General features: G+C 40.7%; 19 protein-coding genes. All 19 read left to right on the forward strand.

Going from position 1 to position 20,916, the window contains the following annotated elements:
• The first annotated feature begins 712 nt into the window (after positions 1-712).
• Positions 713-1,516: a basic amino acid ABC transporter substrate-binding protein gene (locus tag VEHSUH05_RS06375; RefSeq protein WP_105091086.1), complete on the forward strand. Its 804-nt coding sequence runs from the start codon at positions 713-715 to the stop codon at positions 1,514-1,516.
• Positions 1,517-1,531: 15 nt separating this feature from the next.
• Positions 1,532-2,182 (forward strand): amino acid ABC transporter permease, encoded by a 651-nt coding sequence (locus VEHSUH05_RS06380; RefSeq protein ID WP_038114756.1) that lies wholly within the window; start codon positions 1,532-1,534, stop codon positions 2,180-2,182.
• Positions 2,179-2,898 carry an amino acid ABC transporter ATP-binding protein gene (locus tag VEHSUH05_RS06385; RefSeq protein ID WP_105091087.1) on the forward strand — a complete coding sequence of 240 codons (720 nt, stop codon included), beginning with the start codon at positions 2,179-2,181 and terminating at the stop codon, positions 2,896-2,898. The genes VEHSUH05_RS06380 and VEHSUH05_RS06385 overlap by 4 nt, the downstream gene beginning before the upstream one ends.
• A gap of 545 nt (positions 2,899-3,443) precedes the next feature.
• On the forward strand, positions 3,444-3,641 hold the full coding sequence (locus tag VEHSUH05_RS06390) for a cold shock domain-containing protein (RefSeq protein ID WP_004693056.1): 198 nt from the start codon (positions 3,444-3,446) through the stop codon (positions 3,639-3,641).
• A gap of 241 nt (positions 3,642-3,882) precedes the next feature.
• Entirely contained in the window at positions 3,883-4,410 is a 528-nt protein-coding gene (gene hpf, locus VEHSUH05_RS06395) for a ribosome hibernation-promoting factor, HPF/YfiA family (RefSeq protein WP_038114762.1), read from the forward strand.
• 510 nt (positions 4,411-4,920) lie between these two features.
• On the forward strand, positions 4,921-7,356 hold the full coding sequence (secA, locus tag VEHSUH05_RS06400; protein ID WP_105091088.1) for a preprotein translocase subunit SecA: 2,436 nt from the start codon (positions 4,921-4,923) through the stop codon (positions 7,354-7,356).
• Positions 7,357-7,449: 93 nt separating this feature from the next.
• Positions 7,450-8,557 (forward strand): peptide chain release factor 2 gene (gene prfB / locus VEHSUH05_RS06405; protein WP_245875958.1). Its coding sequence is split into 2 segments (ribosomal slippage): positions 7,450-7,506 and positions 7,508-8,557, totalling 1,107 coding nucleotides; the frame shifts between segments, so codons are not numbered across the junction.
• Between the two features lie 8 nt (positions 8,558-8,565).
• A complete protein-coding gene (locus tag VEHSUH05_RS06410; RefSeq protein WP_105091089.1) occupies positions 8,566-9,261 on the forward strand; it encodes an LmeA family phospholipid-binding protein in 696 nt (231 codons plus the stop codon).
• Between the two features lie 12 nt (positions 9,262-9,273).
• Entirely contained in the window at positions 9,274-11,316 is a 2,043-nt protein-coding gene (locus VEHSUH05_RS06415) for a DUF5693 family protein (RefSeq protein WP_105091090.1), read from the forward strand.
• Positions 11,309-12,409 carry a polysaccharide pyruvyl transferase CsaB gene (gene csaB / locus VEHSUH05_RS06420; RefSeq protein WP_105091091.1) on the forward strand — a complete coding sequence of 367 codons (1,101 nt, stop codon included), beginning with the start codon at positions 11,309-11,311 and terminating at the stop codon, positions 12,407-12,409. The genes VEHSUH05_RS06415 and csaB overlap by 8 nt, the downstream gene beginning before the upstream one ends.
• 35 nt (positions 12,410-12,444) lie before the next feature.
• Positions 12,445-13,281: a transketolase gene (locus VEHSUH05_RS06425; RefSeq protein ID WP_105091092.1), complete on the forward strand. Its 837-nt coding sequence runs from the start codon at positions 12,445-12,447 to the stop codon at positions 13,279-13,281.
• On the forward strand, positions 13,281-14,213 hold the full coding sequence (locus VEHSUH05_RS06430; protein ID WP_105091093.1) for a transketolase family protein: 933 nt from the start codon (positions 13,281-13,283) through the stop codon (positions 14,211-14,213). Before VEHSUH05_RS06425 ends, VEHSUH05_RS06430 begins: the two co-directional genes overlap by 1 nt.
• Positions 14,214-14,228: 15 nt before the next feature.
• Positions 14,229-14,915: a cell division ATP-binding protein FtsE gene (gene ftsE / locus VEHSUH05_RS06435; RefSeq protein ID WP_105091094.1), complete on the forward strand. Its 687-nt coding sequence runs from the start codon at positions 14,229-14,231 to the stop codon at positions 14,913-14,915.
• Complete coding sequence (ftsX, locus tag VEHSUH05_RS06440; RefSeq protein WP_105091095.1) at positions 14,905-15,792, forward strand: permease-like cell division protein FtsX; 888 nt, start codon at positions 14,905-14,907, stop codon at positions 15,790-15,792. The genes ftsE and ftsX overlap by 11 nt, the downstream gene beginning before the upstream one ends.
• 6 nt (positions 15,793-15,798) lie before the next feature.
• On the forward strand, positions 15,799-16,980 hold the full coding sequence (locus VEHSUH05_RS06445) for a murein hydrolase activator EnvC family protein (protein WP_105091096.1): 1,182 nt from the start codon (positions 15,799-15,801) through the stop codon (positions 16,978-16,980).
• Between the two features lies 1 nt (position 16,981).
• Positions 16,982-18,118, forward strand: coding sequence for a S41 family peptidase (locus VEHSUH05_RS06450; protein ID WP_095065804.1), 1,137 nt, complete (start codon positions 16,982-16,984; stop codon positions 18,116-18,118).
• Between the two features lie 20 nt (positions 18,119-18,138).
• Positions 18,139-19,410, forward strand: coding sequence for a GTPase ObgE (gene obgE, locus VEHSUH05_RS06455; RefSeq protein WP_095065805.1), 1,272 nt, complete (start codon positions 18,139-18,141; stop codon positions 19,408-19,410).
• Positions 19,411-19,418: 8 nt separating this feature from the next.
• Positions 19,419-19,703, forward strand: a complete 285-nt coding sequence (yhbY, locus tag VEHSUH05_RS06460; RefSeq protein ID WP_054673241.1) for a ribosome assembly RNA-binding protein YhbY — start codon at positions 19,419-19,421, stop codon at positions 19,701-19,703.
• A gap of 85 nt (positions 19,704-19,788) precedes the next feature.
• Positions 19,789-20,910, forward strand: coding sequence for a glutamate 5-kinase (gene proB, locus VEHSUH05_RS06465; protein ID WP_105091097.1), 1,122 nt, complete (start codon positions 19,789-19,791; stop codon positions 20,908-20,910).
• The last annotated feature ends 6 nt before the right edge of the window (positions 20,911-20,916 follow it).

The raw sequence follows: 20,916 nt of genomic DNA on the forward strand, positions 1-20,916 counted from the left end.
ATTGATTTAATAAAAATGATAGAATTATGAAGAAATTTTTATGTATTCTATTCCTATTTTCTATACAACGAAAAAAAGACTTGAAAAAAATATTTTTATTCTACTGAGAATAAATAGCCGGTATGTTCGGATATATTATGTGGGTAAAAGTTTTATGTTTATGTGGTATTAAAAGAATACATCAATTAAAGTCTAAGGTTAATAGGTGAGTTAATTGGCGTGTACCTAGACAGTAATGAGAATATTATTTATAATAATTTTATACGGGTCTGTGGTTGCAAGTCGATGCCAGTCGCAGGCGAAACGATCCACATAAGCAGTCCGAGAGGCTGTGAGCATGGTGCGGCTTAGGTGTAAGTCCTGCCGGTAACACGAGAGGAGTAGTAGTGGGGAGTCACAGACTTATGAGCGAACCTTCCAGCAGGCGAGTGTGGGGGCAAAAACCAGGTCAGCCGTATACAGGCACATGAGGCTTTTCTCATGTGCTTTTTTTATACATATGTATATCAGCAAACGGTTCTAAATCCTATGGCTAAAGCAAATAGAGTATACATTGGTGTAATAAATATTCATAGATTGTATAGTGAGAGGGGATTATATCGGAAGTATAACGATTAAACGGAATAATATATACAAAAATATTGACATATTTATACCTTATGTCTATACTATCAATATAGTAATTGTAAATTAAGTTTATGAGGTTGATACTATGTTACATAATAAATTTAAAAAACTAATTCTTGGTAGTTGTATGTTGATTATGGCCGGTGCTGTTGTAGGCGGCTGTGGATCCACAGCTGACACATCTAATAAATTAATTGTAGGTACGAACGCTACCTTTGTACCGTTTGAATTTAAAGATGAAAAAACACAGGATTATACCGGTTTTGATATCGAATTGATTCGTGCAATCGGCAAGCGTATCAATAAAGATGTAGAACTTAAAAATGTTGCGTTTGATGCGTTGATTCCGGCTTTGAATACACACGATATCGATGTGGCCGCTTCCGGTATGACCATTACAAAAGCAAGAAGTGAAAAAGTATTATTCTCGTCTCCATATTATGAAAATGCTTTAGCCGTTGTATTTAAAGCCGGTCAAAATATCAACTCTCTAGATGATTTAAAAGGTAAGAAAATTGCGGCTCAATTAGGTACTACGGGTTCCGATTTGGCACATAAAATTGAAGGTACTACGGTAAAAGAATTTGACCATAGTAATGAAGCTCTGTTAGAATTACAAAATGGTGGGGCTGATGCAACGGTTATCGATTTGCCTGTAGCACAATATTACACTACAAAACATCCGGACCAACAGATTAAATATATGGCATATCCGAATACGAAAGAATATCTCGGTATTGCAATTAATAAAGATAATAAGGCTTTACAGGAACAAATAAACAAAGCTATTGAAGAGATGAAGGCGGATGGCGAATTTAATGCATTATATAAAAAATGGTTTAATGTAGATGCACCTGCAGATATGCCCGTTGTTGTAGATTTTAAATAGTATAGGGAGTAATGAATGGACTGGAATGTCATATCTAGTAATTTGCCGCTTTTATTGCAAGGAGCCCTAGTAACAGTAGAAATAACCGCAATGTCGGTGGGGTGTGGATTTTTTATCGGGTTATTGGTGTCTTTAGCGAATTTATCAAATTTTAGTATAGTTAGACTATTGGCTAAATGTTATGTGGATATAATTCGTGGTACCCCTCTTTTGGTACAAATATTTTTAATCTATTTTGCATTGCCGATGCTTACAGGACAGAGAATCGACCCGTTTATTGCTGCTGTAACCGCATGTAGTATTAACTCCGGTGCCTATGTCTCTGAAATTTTCCGTGCCGGTATTCAATCTATCGATAAAGGGCAGATGGAAGCTGGACGTTCTCTGGGGTTGACTTGGGGGCAAACGATGCGATATATCGTTATGCCGCAAGCTTTTAAAGCAATTATTCCTCCATTGGGGAATGAATTTATTGCGATGTTGAAAGATTCTTCATTGGTTTCTGTTATCGGATTTGAAGAGTTAACACGTCGCGGTCAATTAATTATCGCAAAAACGTATGCATCATTTGAGATTTGGGGAACCGTTGCAATTATTTATCTCATAATGACGGTGAGTATTTCACAATTAGTTGGATACCTTGAAAGGAAATACAGCATTAAATGATTAGATTAGAAAATGTACATAAAACCTTCGGTAAAAATGAAGTACTTAAAGGTATCAATCTGCATATTGAACAGGGGCAAGTTGTGGTAATCATCGGTCCATCCGGTTCCGGTAAAAGTACGGTGTTGCGTACGATGAATTACTTGGAAGAGCCTACATCGGGCAAGGTTATTGTAGATGGTATGGATTTGGCTGATAAGACGAAATTGAACGAAGTACGCGCTGAAGTGGGAATGGTATTCCAAAATTTCAACTTATTTCCTCATATGACAGTGATGGAGAATCTAACACTGGCGCAAAAGAAGGTGCGTAAATTATCTGATGAGGATGCTAAGAAAGTCGGACAAGCTTTGCTTGATCGAGTAGGTTTGGCTGATAAAGCAAATGCGTATCCCGATTCCTTATCAGGCGGGCAAAAACAACGTGTGGCTATCGCCCGTGCGTTAGCGATGAAACCGAAAGTGATGCTTTTTGATGAGCCGACTTCCGCTCTTGATCCGGAAATGGTTCGGGAAGTACTTGATGTTATGAAGTCTCTTGCTTATGAAGGGATGACGATGGTTATCGTTACTCATGAAATGAATTTTGCGAAAGAAGTGGCGGACCGAGTGCTGTTTGTAGACGGCGGTTTAATCTTAGAGGACGATACGCCTAAACATGTATTTGAAGCGCCGACGAATGATAGAACAAAATTATTCCTATCTAAAATTTTATAATGATCAGTCATAATCGATAGATATCAGATTAGTTAAAATTGAGAGATTTTAAGAGGTGTGATTACATTGCGTTGTAATTACATCTCTTTTTTGTTCGTTCATAAAGAAAACTGAAATGGTTCATATTAAAATTCATGATAAACAAATGGCTTTATACCTATCAAAAATTATGATGATAGTAATTTATAGTTGTGAAAATAAGAGTGTTAAACAGTGAATGTATAGACGGTTAAATCTGTAAAAATCGATTATACCTATAAATATTTGTGATATAATAATAATTTATGCATTCGACGGTGTAATTGATAATTTTTAATGCATACTTTTATTATTAATATAATGATGATCTGCTTTTGCCGTAAACTCTTATAATTCAATTTATAACGGATGTTGCGGGTATAATAAGAAAATTATCTCCAATAAAAAGTTTTTGTATATTCATTACGCGCGCGGTTAATAACGTTTGATATTTTATACATGCTGTGTTATGATACAAATGTAGTGCAAGACAGTAAGACAATATATATTTTTAGGAGGATGTTACCATGTTAGGTAAAGTGAAATGGTTTAGCGCAGAAAAAGGTTATGGCTTTATTGAAAGAGAAGACGGTAGCGATGTGTTCGTGCATTACTCTGCAATTCAAGATGAAGGATTCAAATCTTTGACTGAAGGTCAAAATGTTGAATTCGAAATCGTAGATGGCAACCGTGGCCCTCAAGCTGCAAATGTTGTTAAAGCGTAATCACATACTGAAAAATACATAAATACAACATAAATTAGATCCCGATATCCTTTGGTATCGGGATTTTTTGAGTTATCTCATAAAGCGATTTTATAATTTTGCAAAAAATAAAAAATTTTTTCTAATAAAAAGAGGAGTTTAACTGTCTTATGTAGAAATACTAAATATAGCACGAGACATTAGTATAAATTATGTAAAGCACTCGTATCTCGTGGTTGATTTTTAGAAAGGGTGTTGACTTATGAAAGTAGCTATCAGAGGTAAAAACATTGAAGTGACAAATGCTCTTCGCGAGTATATCGAAAAAAGATTGAGCAAATTGACCCGTTACTTTGATGATGAGTTAGATGCACAAGCGGTGCTATCCGTTGTAAGAGATAAATCTACTATAGAAATTACTTGTTTTGTGGATAAAATCGTACTTCGCGGTGTAGAAACAAATGATGATATGTATGCAGCTATCGATTTAGTTGTAGATAAAATTATTCGACAAATTCACAAACATAAAACTCGTTTAGCTAAACGTTTCAAAAAACAGGAAGCGTTCCATCCTGCTCAACTGGATGTACCTGTGGAAGAAGAAACCATCGAAGTTGTAAAACGGAAGCATTTTGCTGTACGTCCAATGGATGTAGAAGAAGCTATTTTGCAAATGAATCTTATCGGACATGATTTCTTCATGTTCTTCAATGCGGAAACGGAAAGTATGAATGTCGTATATCGCAGACATGATGGGTTCTACGGTTTGATTGAACCGGAACTTCAATAATTGATAATATCGGTTGACCATTTATTCTAAACTCCTTTCTATTGTCAGAGTCAGCCGATTATTATAAAAAAGGGGCTGTAACAAAACAGCCCCTTTCTACTAAAAATAGCTATTAGTTGATTATATATAATCAACTAATAGCTATTTTTCTGTATTTTATAAGGAAAAAGGGTCCCGAAGGACCCATTCCATTGGTATAATTAAAATATGAAATAAAACCACACCAATGAACCTAATTATATCAAACTAGCAATGCCTCGCCAACTAATTTTACCATTGGAGTATGGCCTTTTGATAAAAGAAACGGTCCCTTTATGTGCGGACTTTTCTAGACCGACTGTCAATGAAAGTATATCGGGTAAAAAATATTTTTTAATTTTGAGTTTATTATGGAACGGTAATGTGGAGAAATAATAGTAAAACACCTTGAATTCTTTGACTATTCAAGGCGTTTTCGTTATAATAAATTAGATAAGATAATGTAAGATGTCCTGTAGAGGAGTGATTTGTTTGTTAGGCTTTTTACAAAGGCTAATTGGCAATAATAGCGCTCATGAAATTAAGAAGATGCGCACTATTGTCGACCATATTAATGAAATTGAACCTAATTATGTAAAACTCAGTGATACTAATTTAGTTGCTAAAACAGATGAGTTTAAGCGTCGCATACAAAAGGGTGAATCCCTGGATGATATATTACCGGAAGCATTTGCTGTCGTTCGCGAAGCATCTAAACGCGTGTTGGGAATGTGTCATTTTGATACGCAAATGATCGGCGGTATTGCACTTCATCGTGGAAATATTTCAGAAATGCGTACCGGTGAAGGTAAAACCTTGGTAGCGACATTGCCGGTATATTTAAATGCCCTTACAGGTAAAGGTGTTCATGTTGTTACTGTCAATGATTATTTGGCTACGCGTGATAGTGAGTGGATGGGGAAATTATATAAATTTTTAGGTCTATCTGTCGGTCTTATCGTAGCAAACCTTGATTATAACCAACGTAAGGAAGCTTATTCTTGCGATATTACATATGGTACAAATAATGAGTTCGGGTTTGACTATCTGCGTGATAACATGGTATCCGATGCATCGCAAATGGTGCAGCGGCCTTTGAATTATGCTATCGTCGATGAAGTTGACTCTATTCTTATCGATGAGGCTAGAACTCCATTGATTATTTCGGGACCTGGTCAACGTTCTACGGATAATTATTATAAGTTGGCTAAAATCGTTCCTCATCTTGTAAAAGATGAAGACTATACGATTGATGAAAAACAGAAGACCATTGCGCCTACGGATTCGGGTATTGCTAAAGTGGAAAAAATGCTTGGCGTTGAAAATCTGTATGATTCTGAAAATATCGAGTTGAATCATTTGCTCGGTGCCTCCTTACGTGCTTACGCAATGATGCATCGCGATGTCGATTATGTGGTCAAGGACAATGAAGTCGTTATTGTCGATGAATTTACGGGACGTTTGATGTTCGGCCGCCGTTATTCCGATGGCTTGCATCAGGCAATCGAAGCAAAGGAAGGATTACAGGTTGAACGTGAAAGCCAGACCTTGGCATCCATTACATTCCAGAACTATTTCCGTATGTATGAAAAGTTAGCAGGTATGACCGGTACAGCCAAAACGGAAGAAAAGGAATTCAACGATATTTACGGATTGGACGTATTGCCGATTCCACCTAATAAACCGTTGGCCCGTGTGGATTTACCGGATCAGATTTTTAAAACGAAGGCTGCTAAGTATCGTGCCGTTGTACGAAATGCTGTAGAGCGCCATCAGAAGGGGCAACCGATTTTGATCGGTACAACTTCCATCACGCAATCTGAAGAACTTTCAGATATGCTGTTACGTGCCGGTGTACCTCACAAGGTTTTGAACGCGAAACATCATGAAAAAGAAGCGGAAATCGTTGCAGATGCCGGTCAAATGGGTATGGTGACCATTGCCACGAATATGGCCGGTCGCGGTACTGATATTTCCCTCGGTGAAGGGGTGGCTGAACTCGGCGGTTTGGCTATTTTAGGTACAGAACGTCATGAAAGCCGTCGTATTGATAACCAATTACGCGGTCGTGCAGGCCGTCAAGGTGACCCGGGGTCATCGCAGTTCTTCTTGTCCTTAGAGGATGATTTGATGCGTATCTTTGGTGCCGACAATATTTCGGGCATCATGGATAAATTAGGCATGGAAGAAGACGAGCCTATCGAACATTCGTTGATTACTAAATCAATTGAACGGGCTCAAAAGAAAGTAGAAGATCATAACTATAATATTCGTAAGTATGTCCTTGAATATGATGATGTTATGAATCAACAACGTGAAGTCCTGTATGAACAACGTCGTCGCATTTTATGCAATGAATCGTTGCGTGAAACTATAGATGAAATGATCAATAAGCTGGTGACTGAGTCTGTAGATACTTATGCAGATGAAAAACTCTATCCGGAGGAATGGGACTATGAAGGCTTATATAAACATTTGAGTCAGTACTTCTTAACAGAAGATATTATGTCAGCTCAAGACATGGAGGAATATAGTCGTCAGGACCTTTTGGAACGCTTATTGGATATTGCTCATGAAGAGTACCAAGATCGTGTGGATATGCTTGGCGAAGCTATGTTCGGACAACTTGAAAAGGCTATTATGTTGCGCGTTGTTGATAACAAATGGATGGAACATTTGGATAATATGGACATGTTGCGTGAAGGTATCGGTCTTCGTGCATATGGACAAAAAAATCCGTTGGTGGAATATAAATTTGAAGCCTATGAAATGTTCCAACGTATGATTGAAGCGATTCAAGATGAGACAATCATGGCGTTATACAAAATTCGTGCACAATTGATTGAGGAAATTGAACAACCTGTTGATCACTTGGAAGGTGCACAATCCCATCATGAAGATGTGTTGGAGCCACAAAATATAGATTAAAATTTGTGAATGGCACGTTGCTCAGTGGGAGATCTTTTGGGCAACGGCCATTTTCATTTTACTGGAGTCATTATCGAAGGTGGTGAACATAAATTGTTAGAGGATTTAAAACCGATTATTGCAAACCTGGAAGAACGTATTTATGGAATGAGGGATTCACTTTAACATCGCTCAGAAGGAAGAGCGGATTTTTACACTTGACGTGCAGATGAGTGATCCCACATTTTGGGATAATCCGGATAAGGCCCGCGAGATATCTCAAGAAGCGACACAACTGAAAAATGCTGTAGAAGGTTATAAACAATTGATTAGCGATATTGAAGATGCCGGCGTCATGCTAGATATGGCTATTGAGGAAGATGATTCTTCAATGGAAGGCGATATTAAAGATTATGTTGACCATATTGAAGAAACCGTTGAGAAACAAGAAGTATTGCTTTTATTGAGCGGTGAATATGATGCAAACAATGCGATTCTGACTTTCCATGCCGGAGCCGGCGGTACAGAAGCACAAGACTGGTGTTCTATGCTGATTCGTATGTATTTACGTTGGGCTGAAAAATCGGGATATTCTGTTGAACTTATGGATGAACAGCCCGGCGATGAAGCAGGTATTAAATCGGCCACATTTCTTATTAAAGGCGAAAATAGTTTTGGGTATTTAAAATCAGAAAAGGGTGTACATCGTCTTGTTCGAATTTCACCATTTGATGCAGCGGCGCGTCGTCATACATCCTTTGCAGCTGTCGATGTTATGCCGGAAATCGATGATACGGTAGATATCAATATCGATATGAAGGATGTACAAGTTGATACGTATCGGGCCAGTGGTGCCGGCGGACAGCATATTAATAAGACCGACTCCGCTGTCCGTATGACTCATAGACCGACGGGAATCGTCGTACAATGTCAGTCTCAACGCTCTCAAATACAGAATAGAGAACAGGCATTACGATTATTGCGAGCTAAATTATTCGAACTGGAACTAGAAAAACAGGCTGAATTGAAGGAACAAATCGGTGGTACTTATCAGGCCATTGAATGGGGCAGTCAAATCAGATCCTATGTATTCCATCCATATAATCTTGTAAAAGATCATCGTACCGGCGTGGAAACTGGCAATGTACAATCTGTTATGGATGGTAATATTGATCAATTCATCGAAGGGTACTTGAAAAAGGAAGCTAATTTAACGATTTAGGAGACATGATGAAAAAGTTTTTACTCTTTTTACTGGTGCTTGTCGTGGGCATCTTCTTAGCGACTCAATTTTTATTGCCTAACTATGTGGAATCGCGCATTGAAAAAGAAATTAATAAGTCTCTACAACCTGATTCTCAAGTTGTCAATGTAGAGGTACAGCCTGGCTTTAAACTGTTATATGGGGAAGCGGATCAAGTGTCGGGCACGCTTAAAAACGTACGATTAGGCAAATTGAATTTTGCAAACTTTGATTATGATGCAAAGCAAATTTTAATTAATCCTGTTTCTTTGATTGCTAATCAGGAACTGGATGTAATTAGCGTGGGGAAAGCTAGCATCGACGGTGTTATTACAAGTGCGGATTTATCTGCATTTTTGAGTGAACAAGCAGGTAATACCATTAAAGATGTTAAGGTGAACATCGGTAATGATAAGATTACCTTATCCGGGGATATGAATGTTGGTATGATGTTCCGAGGCACTATTCAACTTGAAGGTGCGTTGGAATTAAAGGGAAATACATTGGTTTTTGCACCTAAGAGATTTACTCTTAACGGTGCAACGATTCCGGGCTTTACATCCGGTATTCTGGAAACTACAGAAATTTACGATTTCAATACGTTTCCGATTCCTGTGAAAGCGGAACGTATTGACGTTACTAATGGGGAAATTCATATTAAAGTTATCCCTGTACTCAAATAGAAAGGATTTGCCGTGAATCGTCGGAGCGCACAAAAAAATAAGTATTCTTGGATTCTTATACTTTGTATTATTGTTGGTTTATTATCATCGTTATACTTGGTATTTGAACGACATCAAATTGAAAAGTCTCAAAATCATATTGAAAATATTGTTGACTATGATGCGGTATTGCGTGCCAATGCCTTTGAAAAAAGAAGTCAGGAAGAAGCTTTTGATGCATTGCGGAATGCAGGTGTCACAGCATTTGCCATTTATGATCGTACATTGGAAAAGGCGCACGATGCCGGTCAAATCAGATTATTGACTGCGCAAGATATGAATTCCGTTCGTGTTAACGGAGCATCTGTAAAACCGGGGGCTCTGTATATAGCACTTGCTTCAGGTAAGGAAGGTTATTACAAGGAAATTCGAGAGGACTTGTATCATCGTATCGGCAAGGATAAGGTACATGAACTCAACACGAGCATAGGACCTGTTATTGAATTATACGGTGCTACAGAAGACAGTTATAAAAAGATGAATCTCGGCATTTCCAAATTACAGGCTGAGGAAGTGGCCGATAAAGGCTTTAATGTTATTGTTCGCCCCACTAACTACAGAAATGTAACATCAGAAGATATTCAATATGTCTTTAATCGTCTAGATGGTGTACCTCATGTGACCGGTATGATTTTTGCCGGGAAAGAAGCTCTGGGGGCACCGAACCACATTGATGAAACAGTGGAACTGCTAAATAAACACCATATTCCATTAGTCGGTATTGAGGCGGTAAATCAGCTTCAATATGAGCCGCAACAAGGATTTCTTGAAATGGCTGCCAAGAATGGCTATAGTGTAGGTCGCGTTTATACTATTGCTAAAGATGAATTAAAGAAAATCACACCTGAAGAGTCCGCTCAGCGTTTTTATATCAGTGATATTGAACGTAACATTCGCTATAATTTGTTCCCTGTATATGAAACCGGTCAAAATAATGAGACCGTGTTACAAACGACAATTAATTATATTGCGATGGCAACAGATAAGTTATCTGCAAAAGGCTATGAGTTCGGTCCTGCCGATATTTATCCGGCGTATACGCCAAATCCACTGCTTGTCGTATTAAGTATGATTGGGGCGGTGGCATTGTTTGTATATGTGGCGCAGATGTTTATACCTATGCCTAAACATACGCAGTTAGTTGCATTCTTTGGTATCTCTTTAGTGTCCATCGTAATTTTTATTATTACGAGCGGTACGTTGATTACTCAAATTTGGGCCCTTTCATCAGCTGTACTGGCACCTGTAGGTGCTATGATCTGTCTGATGGAGGAATGGCGCCGTTATGACGCTTCTCGCCCGTTGGGGACGGTTAAATCCATACTGCTTTCCGTGTTATACCTTGTTGTCGCCGCATTATTCGCGGCTATAGGTGGAATGTTCATCGCCGCTCTTCTGGGAAATACGAAATTCTTTATGGAGTTTGCACTCTTCAGAGGTGTTAAATTAACATTTGTATTGCCGATTATTCTTGTAATGATAGCGTATTTACAACGGTTTCCTCTCTGGAAAGGGCGCATGATTAACTCTCAAGAAGAAGCTAAACGGTTCGTTGTTGAGTTTCTTACGATGGATGTTAAGTTTTATGTATTCTTTATCATTGCCGCGCTAGGTGGTGCAGCTTGGGTATTTTTAGGGCGCAGCGGTCATACGGCAGGTGTGCCGGTACCGGGTTTTGAACTGATGCTTCGCCGATTCCTTGAGAATACACTGTATGCACGACCTCGTGAAAAGGAATTTATCATTGGACATCCTATGTTGATGTTAGCTACTTTTGGATTCCTTAGAAAATGGCCTACAGTGATTCATTTTGTTTTGACGATTACCGGTGTTATCGGTATTGCATCCATGGTTGAAACATTCTGTCATATTCGGACCCCTGTATTTATGTCCATCATGCGCGGCTATGATGGATTGCTTATAGGTGTCGTTATCGGTCTTGCGTTGATTATTGCGATACGTTTTATGATGTACGTAACACAATGGTTTCAACAGCAGGAGGTAAAACATGAGTAATATTGTTATCTCCGGTTATTACGGCTTTGGCAATGCCGGTGATGAAGCCATGTTATGTGCTATCGTTGATGCAATTCGTAAGGAAGAGGCTGATGCGCACATAACGGTTATTTCGGGTAATCCGCGAGAGACCAGTAAGAAACATGATATTCATGCTGTCGGTACCTTTTCGGCGCCAGGTATTGTGAAAGCCATTGCGAGTTCCGATTTGGTCATCAGCGGGGGCGGCAGTCTTTTACAAGATGCGACGAGTATACGTAATACATATTATTACTTGAGTATTATGGGCCTCGCAAAGTTGATGGGTAAAAAGGTTATGCTTTACTCTCAAGGTATAGGACCTCTCAATCGCAAATCTACACGCCGTGCCGTAGGATGCATGTTGAAATTTGTAGATGCCATCACGGTACGCGACTCCATTTCTAAAGATGAATTGGAGTCCTTAGGAATTGAGGATGTAGAGGTTACCGCCGATGCGGTACTGGCTATGAATAAAGCCGATATATCTATCGGTCAGCATATATTAGACGGATACACGTCTAAGTTGCCTGATACCGGGATATCACTTAAGCGTATTGGTGTTGCAGTACGCAGCTGGAAAGAGGATACGGAGTATCGGGAATCACTGGCTAATGTGTTGGCGCGCTTGCAGGGACAGGACCAAGTAGAAATTATATTTATCCCTATGTCTCATCCCGAGGATACTAAAGAAGCAAAACTGATTGCCGGGCTTATGCCGAAAGGGGCTATTGTGTTAGAAGGCCCATTTTCCACAGAGCAACAATTATCTTTATCCGGAAATGTGGATTTGATGATCGGTATACGTCTCCATGCATTGGTGTTCAGTTCTCTCATGGGAAAACCTGTTATCGGAATCTCTTATGATCCGAAAATCACCAGCTTTTTACATATGATTGGCCAAGAACCTATTGGAACGATGACTCATTTGAGGGAGGAAGCATTATATAGACGTTGCCATGAATTATTGACGTCAAAGACTGTTTATCAGGAGTCCTATGACCGCATCCGAGCATTGAGATCCGATTCTCAACGCAATGCGGAAATCGCTATTTCATTATTAAAGGATTTCTAATTATATATGGATAGTATCCAGAAAGTGAGGTCTCTATGGCTGCATTAACACAAGATGTTAAACAATTAGTTCAAGAGAAAGCAAAAGCTATTCGCGTTAGTATTATACAGTCTGTTACGGCTGCCAAATCAGGGCATCCCGGAGGTTCTTTATCTATCACTGATGTAATGGCATTGCTTTATTATGTAGAGATGAATGTGGATGCTAAAAATCCTAAGAATCCCGATAGAGACCGCTTTGTATTGTCTAAAGGGCATGCGGCACCCGCCTTGTATGCGACATTGGCGGAAAAGGGATATTTTCCGAAAGAGGAGCTCCTCAATCTTCGTAAAATCAATCATATGTTACAGGGCCATCCGGATATGAAACATACACCGGGCGTAGATATGTCTACGGGTTCTTTGGGGCAGGGGATATCTGCAGCCTGTGGCATGGCTCTAGCCGGTAAAATCGATAATGCTGATTATCGTGTTTACTCCATTCTCGGGGACGGTGAACTCGAAGAGGGGCAAGTATGGGAAGCGGCTATGTTTGCCGGTCATTATAAGCTCAACAATCTGACTGCTTTTGTGGATTTTAACGGATTACAAATTGATGGAGATATTACAAAGGTATTGTCTCCATTGCCGATTCCTGAAAAATTTAAAGCTTTCAACTGGAATGTAATCGAAGTGGATGGTCATAATCTCGATGAACTGCATGATGCCATAGAAGCGGCAAAGGCCTTCACAGAAGGACCTACATGTATCGTAATGCACACCGTAAAAGGTAAGGGTGTCGGAGAAATGGAAGGTCAAGCCGGCTGGCACGGCAAGGCTCCGAGTGCTGAACAAGGTACGGAGTTTGTGAATGAAATTATGGGGGTGCAATAATGGGTAAAGCAACACGTGAAGCATATGGCAATGCACTGGCTCGCATTGGCAAAGCCAATCAGAATATTATCGTTTTAGATGCGGATTTATCTAAATCTACCAAGACCGATACATTTAAAACGGCATGCCCTGAACGTTTCTTCAATGTGGGGATTGCAGAACAGAACTTGATTTCCGTCGGTGCTGGATTGGCTGCGGCAGGAAAAATTCCGTTTGTGTCTTCCTTTGCTATGTTTGCGACGGGACGTGCGTTTGAGCAGATTCGAAACGCTGTATGTTATCCGAAACTCAATGTGAAAGTATGTGCCACTCATGCGGGAATTACTGTTGGTGAAGACGGGGCGACTCATCAGAGTTTAGAAGATATTTCCTGTATGCGTACATTGCCTAATATGACAGTTGTCGTTCCGGCTGATGAACGGGAAACGGAAGCTGTTATTGAATGGGCTGCGGCTTATGAAGGACCTGTATATGTTCGCTTGGGTCGTGCCGGTGTAGAGGATGTAACGGCGGAAGGGTATATATTTGAACCGGGTAGATCTGCAATGTTGGCTGATGGATCCGACGTAACTATCATCGCATGCGGCGCCTTAGTCGGACCTGCACTTGAGGCGGTTAAAATATTAGGTCAGTCCAATGTATCGGCTCGTGTTATCAATATGGCATCTATTAAACCTATCGATGCTGATGCTATTGTAAAAGCAGCCGCTGAAACAGGTGCTATCGTGACTGCGGAAGAGCATAATATCATCGGTGGCCTCGGTTCTGCCGTGGCGGAAGTTGTAGTGGCTAATAATCCGGTACCTATGGAATTCGTCGGTGTTCAAGATACGTTTGGGGAGAGCGGGACACCAAAAGAATTGATGGTAAAATACGGTTTGTCCGCAGATGATATTGTGGCAGCAGCAAAACGTGTAATCGCTCGTAAGTAATAAAAGGGGACCCCCATGATTGAATTTAAGAATGTTAGTAAAGTTTATGATAATGGTTCCACTGCATTAGATGACGTTTGTTTGACGATTAATGACGGCGAATTTGTGCTTATTTGCGGTCACAGCGGTGCAGGGAAATCGACATTATTTAAATTATTAACTCATGAAGTCGTACCGGATTCGGGTAGTGTTCTTGTAGATGAGTTTGATGTTACGCGCATGAAACGCAGTAAAATTCCGAAGTTGCGTAGAAAACTGGGCGTAGTATTCCAGGACTTCCGTCTTTTACCTAATAAGACGGTATCTGAAAATATCGCCTTCGCTCTCGAAGTAATCGAGGAAAAACCAAAGGTGATCAGAGAAAAAGTGAGTCATGTTCTTGAACTGGTGGGTTTGACTGATAAGGCGAATGATATGCCGGAGGATTTATCCGGCGGGGAACAGCAACGCGTTGCAATCGCTCGAGCTATTGTCAATCGTCCGACCGTTCTTATTGCTGATGAACCGACAGGAAATTTAGACCCTACAACAAGTCGGGATATTGTAGATTTATTTAAACATATCAATAATTTCGGCACTACTGTTATTATGGTTACTCATAATATGGATATTGTTTCGTACTTAAATAAGCGTGTTATCCGTCTTAAAGATGGTCGTGTACAGAGTGATAATATGAGAGGTGCAGAAGTTAATGAAGCCTAGAACATTAAAATATTTTTTCAAAGAAGCCCTCAAGTCGATGAAGCGCAATGGATTAATGACGTTGGCATCTATCTCGACGGTGGCATTGTCCTTATTCATGCTCGGTGTTTTCCTTTGTGGTGTTATTAACTTGAACAATATGGCATCCAGCTTGGAAAATCAGGTGCAGCTAAGTGTATATCTTAAGGACGGTCTGACAACTGATCAGATTATGGCTGTGGGAAAACAGATAAAGGCGATTCCGAATTTGAAACATTTGGAATTTGTAAATAAAGAACAGGCCATGAAGGAATTTAAGGAACGTCTGGGGGACCAGCAACAGCTGGTAAATGCTTTAGGTGGGGTAAACCCGTTACCTAATTCGTATGTATTGACCTTTGATAACCCGAATGATGTAAAGACGACCGCTAAACTGGTGACAACCTTCCAAGGGGTTGAAAGTACGCATTACGGACAAGATATTGTGGAGGAGTTATTCCGCATCACTCAAGTTATCAGAATCAGTGGCATCGTATTGATTGCTTTCCTGGCGGCTGCTACATTGTTCATCATTTCCAATACAATTCGCCTTACCGTATTTGCACGTCGTAAAGAAATCGCCATCATGAAATACGTAGGGGCTACGAATGGTTTTATTCGTTGGCCGTTTTTGATTGAGGGCATGCTGTTGGGCTTTATAGGGGCCATCATCGCCGTTCTTTGCGTAGGTGAGTTTTATCATTTCATTTCGATGGAAGTATTCGAATCATTGGCATTCTTTCCATTAGTACCGATGTTCCCATTTTTTTATGATGTAGCACTATATATTTTAGGTGGCGGCATCGTAGTCGGTGCTATCGGCAGTACTATTTCTTTAAAACAATATATGAAGGTGTAATAGTTTATGAAATATTACATGTTTAAGTCACGTCTTGTAGCGACGCTTTTAACAGGTATAGTCGTATTGGGAACACCTCTATACATAGCGGCGGAAGATGAGGATTTAACAAATCAGCTAGATGCCATTCAGCAACAGGTAAATCAACAGAATGCGATTAAGACAGATGCGGAAAGTGTTATTGTCAGCGTATCTGAACAATTGCGACAAATTGAAGTACAGTTGCGGCAGGCACAACATGATTTGGAAACAATTCAACAGCAACGAGTTGCCGTTGAAAATGATATTACTGTCAATGAAAAGCTGTTGGCGGAAGCTCAAAAACGATTAAAGGGTCGTGAGGCCGTTTTCTATAAACGGGTAAGAGATATTTATATCAACGGTCGTCTCAGTTATATTGATGTGGTTATCGGCTCAAAGGATTTTAATGACTTTGCGAATCGTTTGGAAATTTTAAAACGCATCATTGATTCCGATATAAATCTCATCAATGAAATCAAAAAGGAACGCGCTGAAATTGAAGCTCGTAAGCAGGCGTTGGAACAATCCAGGGCAAAACTTGTAGAATTAGAAAAGGCAGCTGTCGCGAAACAAGCTGAAATTGAACAGAAAAAGCAAGAACGAGCCGTCGTATTAGAGAAGGCTAAGACTGATCAGGCGACAGCTATGAAGGCGATTGAAGAGTTAAATGCATCCTCAGCGCAGATTACAGCACTCTTGAAACAGCGCCAGGCGGAACGGGCGGCAGCCCGAGCTGCCGCGGCACAGCAGGCTTCATCATCAGGATATACTTGGGTGCAAGGGACAGGACAATTAGGTTGGCCTGTAAGTGGTGAGATTACTTCGCCTTATGGCTATCGTACACATCCGATCTGGGGAACCACGATTTATCATTCCGGTATCGATATCGGTGTTGATGAAGGTACTCCTGTTCATGCGGCTGATGGCGGTACTGTTGTTTGGTCCGGTTGGATGGGCGGTTATGGTTATGCCGTAGTTATCGATCATGGTAATGGTATGTCGACCTTATACGGTCATAATTCTGATTTAGCCGTTTCTGAAGGACAGGATGTTGGAAAAGGGCAAGTTATTGCCTATGCAGGTAGTACCGGTAACAGTACCGGCCCACACGTGCATTTTGAAGTTCGTATAAGCGGGGATCCTGTGGATCCAATGGGATATTTATAAGATGAAATTTGATACACGGACGGTACTTTGGTCCTTATTGAGATATATAGGGGCCGGTATCGTCATCATGTGGCTTACCTTCTGGTACCTATCAGGTTCTTTTTTCGGGTTGCCGCGATTATTTGTTGCTTATTATGCAGCCAGTCAAGTCTTTATGACGCCTATGGATAAGTCTACATTGTATGACGGAATGCTAAAGGGGCTGGTGGATTCTTTAGGAGATCCTCACAGCGTATATTTAAATGCGGATGAATATAGTAATATAAAACAACAGACTTCCGCTACATATGCCGGTGTCGGTATGGTTTTAGGTATTGACGAACAAGGGTTATATGCAGTCAGCGTCATGGAGGATCAACCGGCCGCTAAAGCCGGAGTTAAAACTGGTGATCATATTTTAACCATTGATGGTCAATCTACCAAAGATGTTCCTATTGATCAGGCCTCCGGACTTATCAGAGGGGAACCCGGAACAGTAGTAGCACTTGATGTGGAACGAAATGGGGAAAGGCTCCATTTTGATATCACTCGAGAGTCTATTGTTTTACCTACTGTAAAAAGTAAAATGCTTACACCTACAATCGGCTACATTCGAGTAAGCCAATTTGCAGAATATACGGCTGACGATTTCGAAACTCAATATAAGGAATTGCAGTCTCAAGGCATGAAAGCATTAGTTCTTGATTTACGGGATAATCCGGGCGGATTACTTTCTACAGCAGAAAAGTTGTCCAATTATATTATGCCTCCGGGAACACTCGTAACTGTTCAAGATCGTTCCGGTAAATTGGCTACTTATAAATCAGACGGTTCTGAAACGACAATTCCATTAGTTGTTTTAGTCAATAAGGGATCCGCCAGTGCATCTGAAATCATTGCGGGTGCTATTCAGGATCGTAAGTTGGGAACGATTTTGGGGACTAACACATATGGTAAAGGAACGGTACAGTCCGTATACCCAAGCTTTGATAATGAAGGTATCAAGGTGACTATAGCCAAGTATCATACGCCGAATGATCGTGTTATTGACGGTATCGGCATTAGTCCTGATGTAGAGTTGGATTTACCGAAGGGGGTATCTCCAACGAGCACATTAGAAGATATTCAAATTCAAAAAGCAGTGGAACTGTTACAATAATAGTTCATAGGAGTCAACATATGTTTATAGATCGAGCTCGTGTATTTGTGAAAGCCGGTGACGGCGGTGACGGCATGTCCAGTTTCCGTCGTGAAAAATACGTTCCTAATGGTGGACCCAGCGGCGGTGACGGCGGTAAAGGGGCAGATGTCATCTTTAAAGCCGATAAAAATATTAATACTCTCGTCGATTTCCGATATAAGCGGCAATTTAAAGCCCCTGCGGGCGGCAATGGTGAAAGCTCCAATAAACACGGTCGCGGGGCGGAACCGCTTATCATTCCCGTACCTTTAGGTACAGTGATAAAAGAAGAAGAGTCGGGACGAATTTTTTGTGATCTCATCAATGATGGGGATATGTACATCATTGCTAAGGGTGGTCGTGGAGGTCGCGGTAATGCACGATTCCAGACCAGTTCCAATCGCGCACCGACATTTGCGGAAAAGGGCGAGCCCGGTGAAGAATTCTGGTTGCAATTGGAATTGAAGGTTCTTGCTGATGTGGGCTTACTGGGGTATCCGAGCGTGGGTAAATCCAGTATTCTCCGAAAGGTATCTAAAGCACAGCCGGAGGTGGCGGCCTATCATTTTACCACATTAACACCGGTTCTCGGTGTAGTGACACTTTCCGGTGAACGTAGCTTTGTATTGGCCGATATTCCGGGACTCATAGAGGGGGCCAGTGAAGGTGTGGGGCTAGGTCATAATTTTCTGCGCCATATCGAACGTACCAATATTTTGATTCATGTATTGGATGTATCCGGTATCGAGGGGCGTGATCCAAAGGCTGATTTTGATGCTATTAATGAGGAGTTGCGTAAATATTCTGAGAAATTGGCGAATAAGAAGCAAATCGTTGCATTGAATAAAATCGACCTGGTCTTTGATGACACTACGATTTCTGATACGAAGAAATATTTTGAAGATAAGGGATATGAGGTGTTCCTCATCAATGCTCTCAGCGGTGACGGTTTAGTTGAACTTATGGAGCGGGCATACTATTACGTGGAAAATTATGCACCGGAACCTGAGGCTACTGACGATACGGTGATGTATGAGGCGAAACCAGATGTGGAATTTGTAATTACTCGCGGTGATGATGCAGCTTTCTATATAACCGGTAAACGAATTGAACGATTGGTAGCTATGACAAATCTGAGTGACGATCAATCGCTTCGCAGATTTCAACGCATTTGGCGTTTTATGGAATTAGATGCTAAATTGAAGGAAAAAGGTTGTAAAGACGGTGACGAAGTTGTTATCGGCGATCAACGCTTTACATTCCGAGAGTAGGAGTAATGATGACAGGAAAACAAAAACGGTATTTACGTTCTTTGGCGGCGACAATGACACCGGTCGTACAAATCGGTAAAAACGGTTTGGAAGATAGTGTGATTGACAATGCACGTGCGGCATTGATGGCACGAGAACTCATCAAAGTCAAGCTACATAACAACAGCCCTGAGGAGAAGACGATTTTCCAAGAGTTAGCGGATATGTTGGGCGCAGAACTTGTACAAGTCATCGGATTCAACGGCGTTTTATATAAGGCGAAAAGGGAACCGAAGATTATTTTACCGAAGTAAGATGCATTTTATCTTGAACGTATTTTAATAACCATGACGCCTGTAGATTTCATGTGGTTGCTTTCATCAGTGGAGGACTCATCCTATGCGTAGCGCTATCGTAAAGGCAAAGCGAATTGTAGTAAAGGTAGGCAGTAGTACTCTTTGCTATGCCAATGGACATTTAAATTTAGAGCGTATTGAAAAGTTGGTACGTCAATTGTCTGACTTGGCTAATCAGGGGAAGGAAGTTATTCTCGTATCCTCCGGTGCTACCGGTGCGGGGTTGGCACCTCTAGGATTTAAAGAAAAACCGCGTGATCTCGTATTAAAACAGGCGGCGGCCGCAGTGGGTCAGGGCGTTCTGATTCATATGTACGAGCGCATGTTTCGTGAATATGGACGTACGGTAGCGCAAATTTTGCTGACGAAAGAGGATAGCACAGGTCGTCACAGTTACCTGAATTTACGCAATACACTGCATACTTTGCTACAACTCAATGTCATTCCTATTATTAATGAAAATGATGTGGTCGCCATTGAGGAATATAAAATAGGTGATAACGATACCTTATCGGCTACGGTAGCCGGTATTGTCGATGCTGACTTACTTATTATTTTGTCGGATATAGAAGGCCTTTATACGGAAAATCCGACAATACATCCGGATGCTACATTGATTGAAACCGTATCGGAAATTACATATGACACCTTTGCTATTGCCGGCGGTGCCGGATCTGATATGGGAACGGGCGGCATGTATACAAAGATTAAGGCGGCTCATATGGCGACGAATTCCGGAGTTCCTATGGTAATCACTTCCGGTGAGGTAGAAGATTCTATACGTCGTGTCTGCAAAGGTGAACAGATCGGGACTCTTTTTGAGGCACGTGACAGCAGTTTATCCGGTAAACATCATTGGCTTGCTTTTGGAAAACGATTAAAAGGGGCTATTGTTGTTGATGACGGTTGTGCTCGCGCTATACTTGATCAAGGCGCCAGCATATTGCCGGCCGGAATCATATCCGTAGAGGGGGAATTTGAACCGGGGGACACGATTTCTATTTATTATCGAGAAAAGGAAATCGGGCGCGGTCTCACGAATTACGGTACAGCGGATATGAAGGCTATTAAAGGTCATAATTCTAATGATATTGCAAATATCTTAGGCATAAATACGACCTATGATGAAGCTGTACATAGAAACAATTTAGTCTTATTACATTAGGAGCTT

Source organism: Veillonella denticariosi JCM 15641, assembly GCF_002959855.1.
In the GTDB taxonomy this organism is placed as follows: domain Bacteria; phylum Bacillota; class Negativicutes; order Veillonellales; family Veillonellaceae; genus Veillonella; species Veillonella denticariosi.

Coding starts and splice junctions, on each gene's coding strand:
- VEHSUH05_RS06410 (WP_105091089.1), top strand. CDS start 8,566: ATGAAAAAGTTTTTACTCTTTTTACTGGTGCTTGTCGTGGGCATCTTC.
- ftsX (WP_105091095.1), top strand. CDS start 14,905: ATGAAGCCTAGAACATTAAAATATTTTTTCAAAGAAGCCCTCAAGTCG.
- VEHSUH05_RS06425 (WP_105091092.1), top strand. CDS start 12,445: ATGGCTGCATTAACACAAGATGTTAAACAATTAGTTCAAGAGAAAGCA.
- yhbY (WP_054673241.1), top strand. CDS start 19,419: ATGACAGGAAAACAAAAACGGTATTTACGTTCTTTGGCGGCGACAATG.
- VEHSUH05_RS06380 (WP_038114756.1), top strand. CDS start 1,532: ATGGACTGGAATGTCATATCTAGTAATTTGCCGCTTTTATTGCAAGGA.
- obgE (WP_095065805.1), top strand. CDS start 18,139: ATGTTTATAGATCGAGCTCGTGTATTTGTGAAAGCCGGTGACGGCGGT.
- VEHSUH05_RS06450 (WP_095065804.1), top strand. CDS start 16,982: ATGAAATTTGATACACGGACGGTACTTTGGTCCTTATTGAGATATATA.
- csaB (WP_105091091.1), top strand. CDS start 11,309: ATGAGTAATATTGTTATCTCCGGTTATTACGGCTTTGGCAATGCCGGT.
- hpf (WP_038114762.1), top strand. CDS start 3,883: ATGAAAGTAGCTATCAGAGGTAAAAACATTGAAGTGACAAATGCTCTT.
- VEHSUH05_RS06445 (WP_105091096.1), top strand. CDS start 15,799: ATGAAATATTACATGTTTAAGTCACGTCTTGTAGCGACGCTTTTAACA.
- VEHSUH05_RS06430 (WP_105091093.1), top strand. CDS start 13,281: ATGGGTAAAGCAACACGTGAAGCATATGGCAATGCACTGGCTCGCATT.
- VEHSUH05_RS06385 (WP_105091087.1), top strand. CDS start 2,179: ATGATTAGATTAGAAAATGTACATAAAACCTTCGGTAAAAATGAAGTA.
- proB (WP_105091097.1), top strand. CDS start 19,789: ATGCGTAGCGCTATCGTAAAGGCAAAGCGAATTGTAGTAAAGGTAGGC.
- VEHSUH05_RS06375 (WP_105091086.1), top strand. CDS start 713: ATGTTACATAATAAATTTAAAAAACTAATTCTTGGTAGTTGTATGTTG.
- ftsE (WP_105091094.1), top strand. CDS start 14,229: ATGATTGAATTTAAGAATGTTAGTAAAGTTTATGATAATGGTTCCACT.
- VEHSUH05_RS06390 (WP_004693056.1), top strand. CDS start 3,444: ATGTTAGGTAAAGTGAAATGGTTTAGCGCAGAAAAAGGTTATGGCTTT.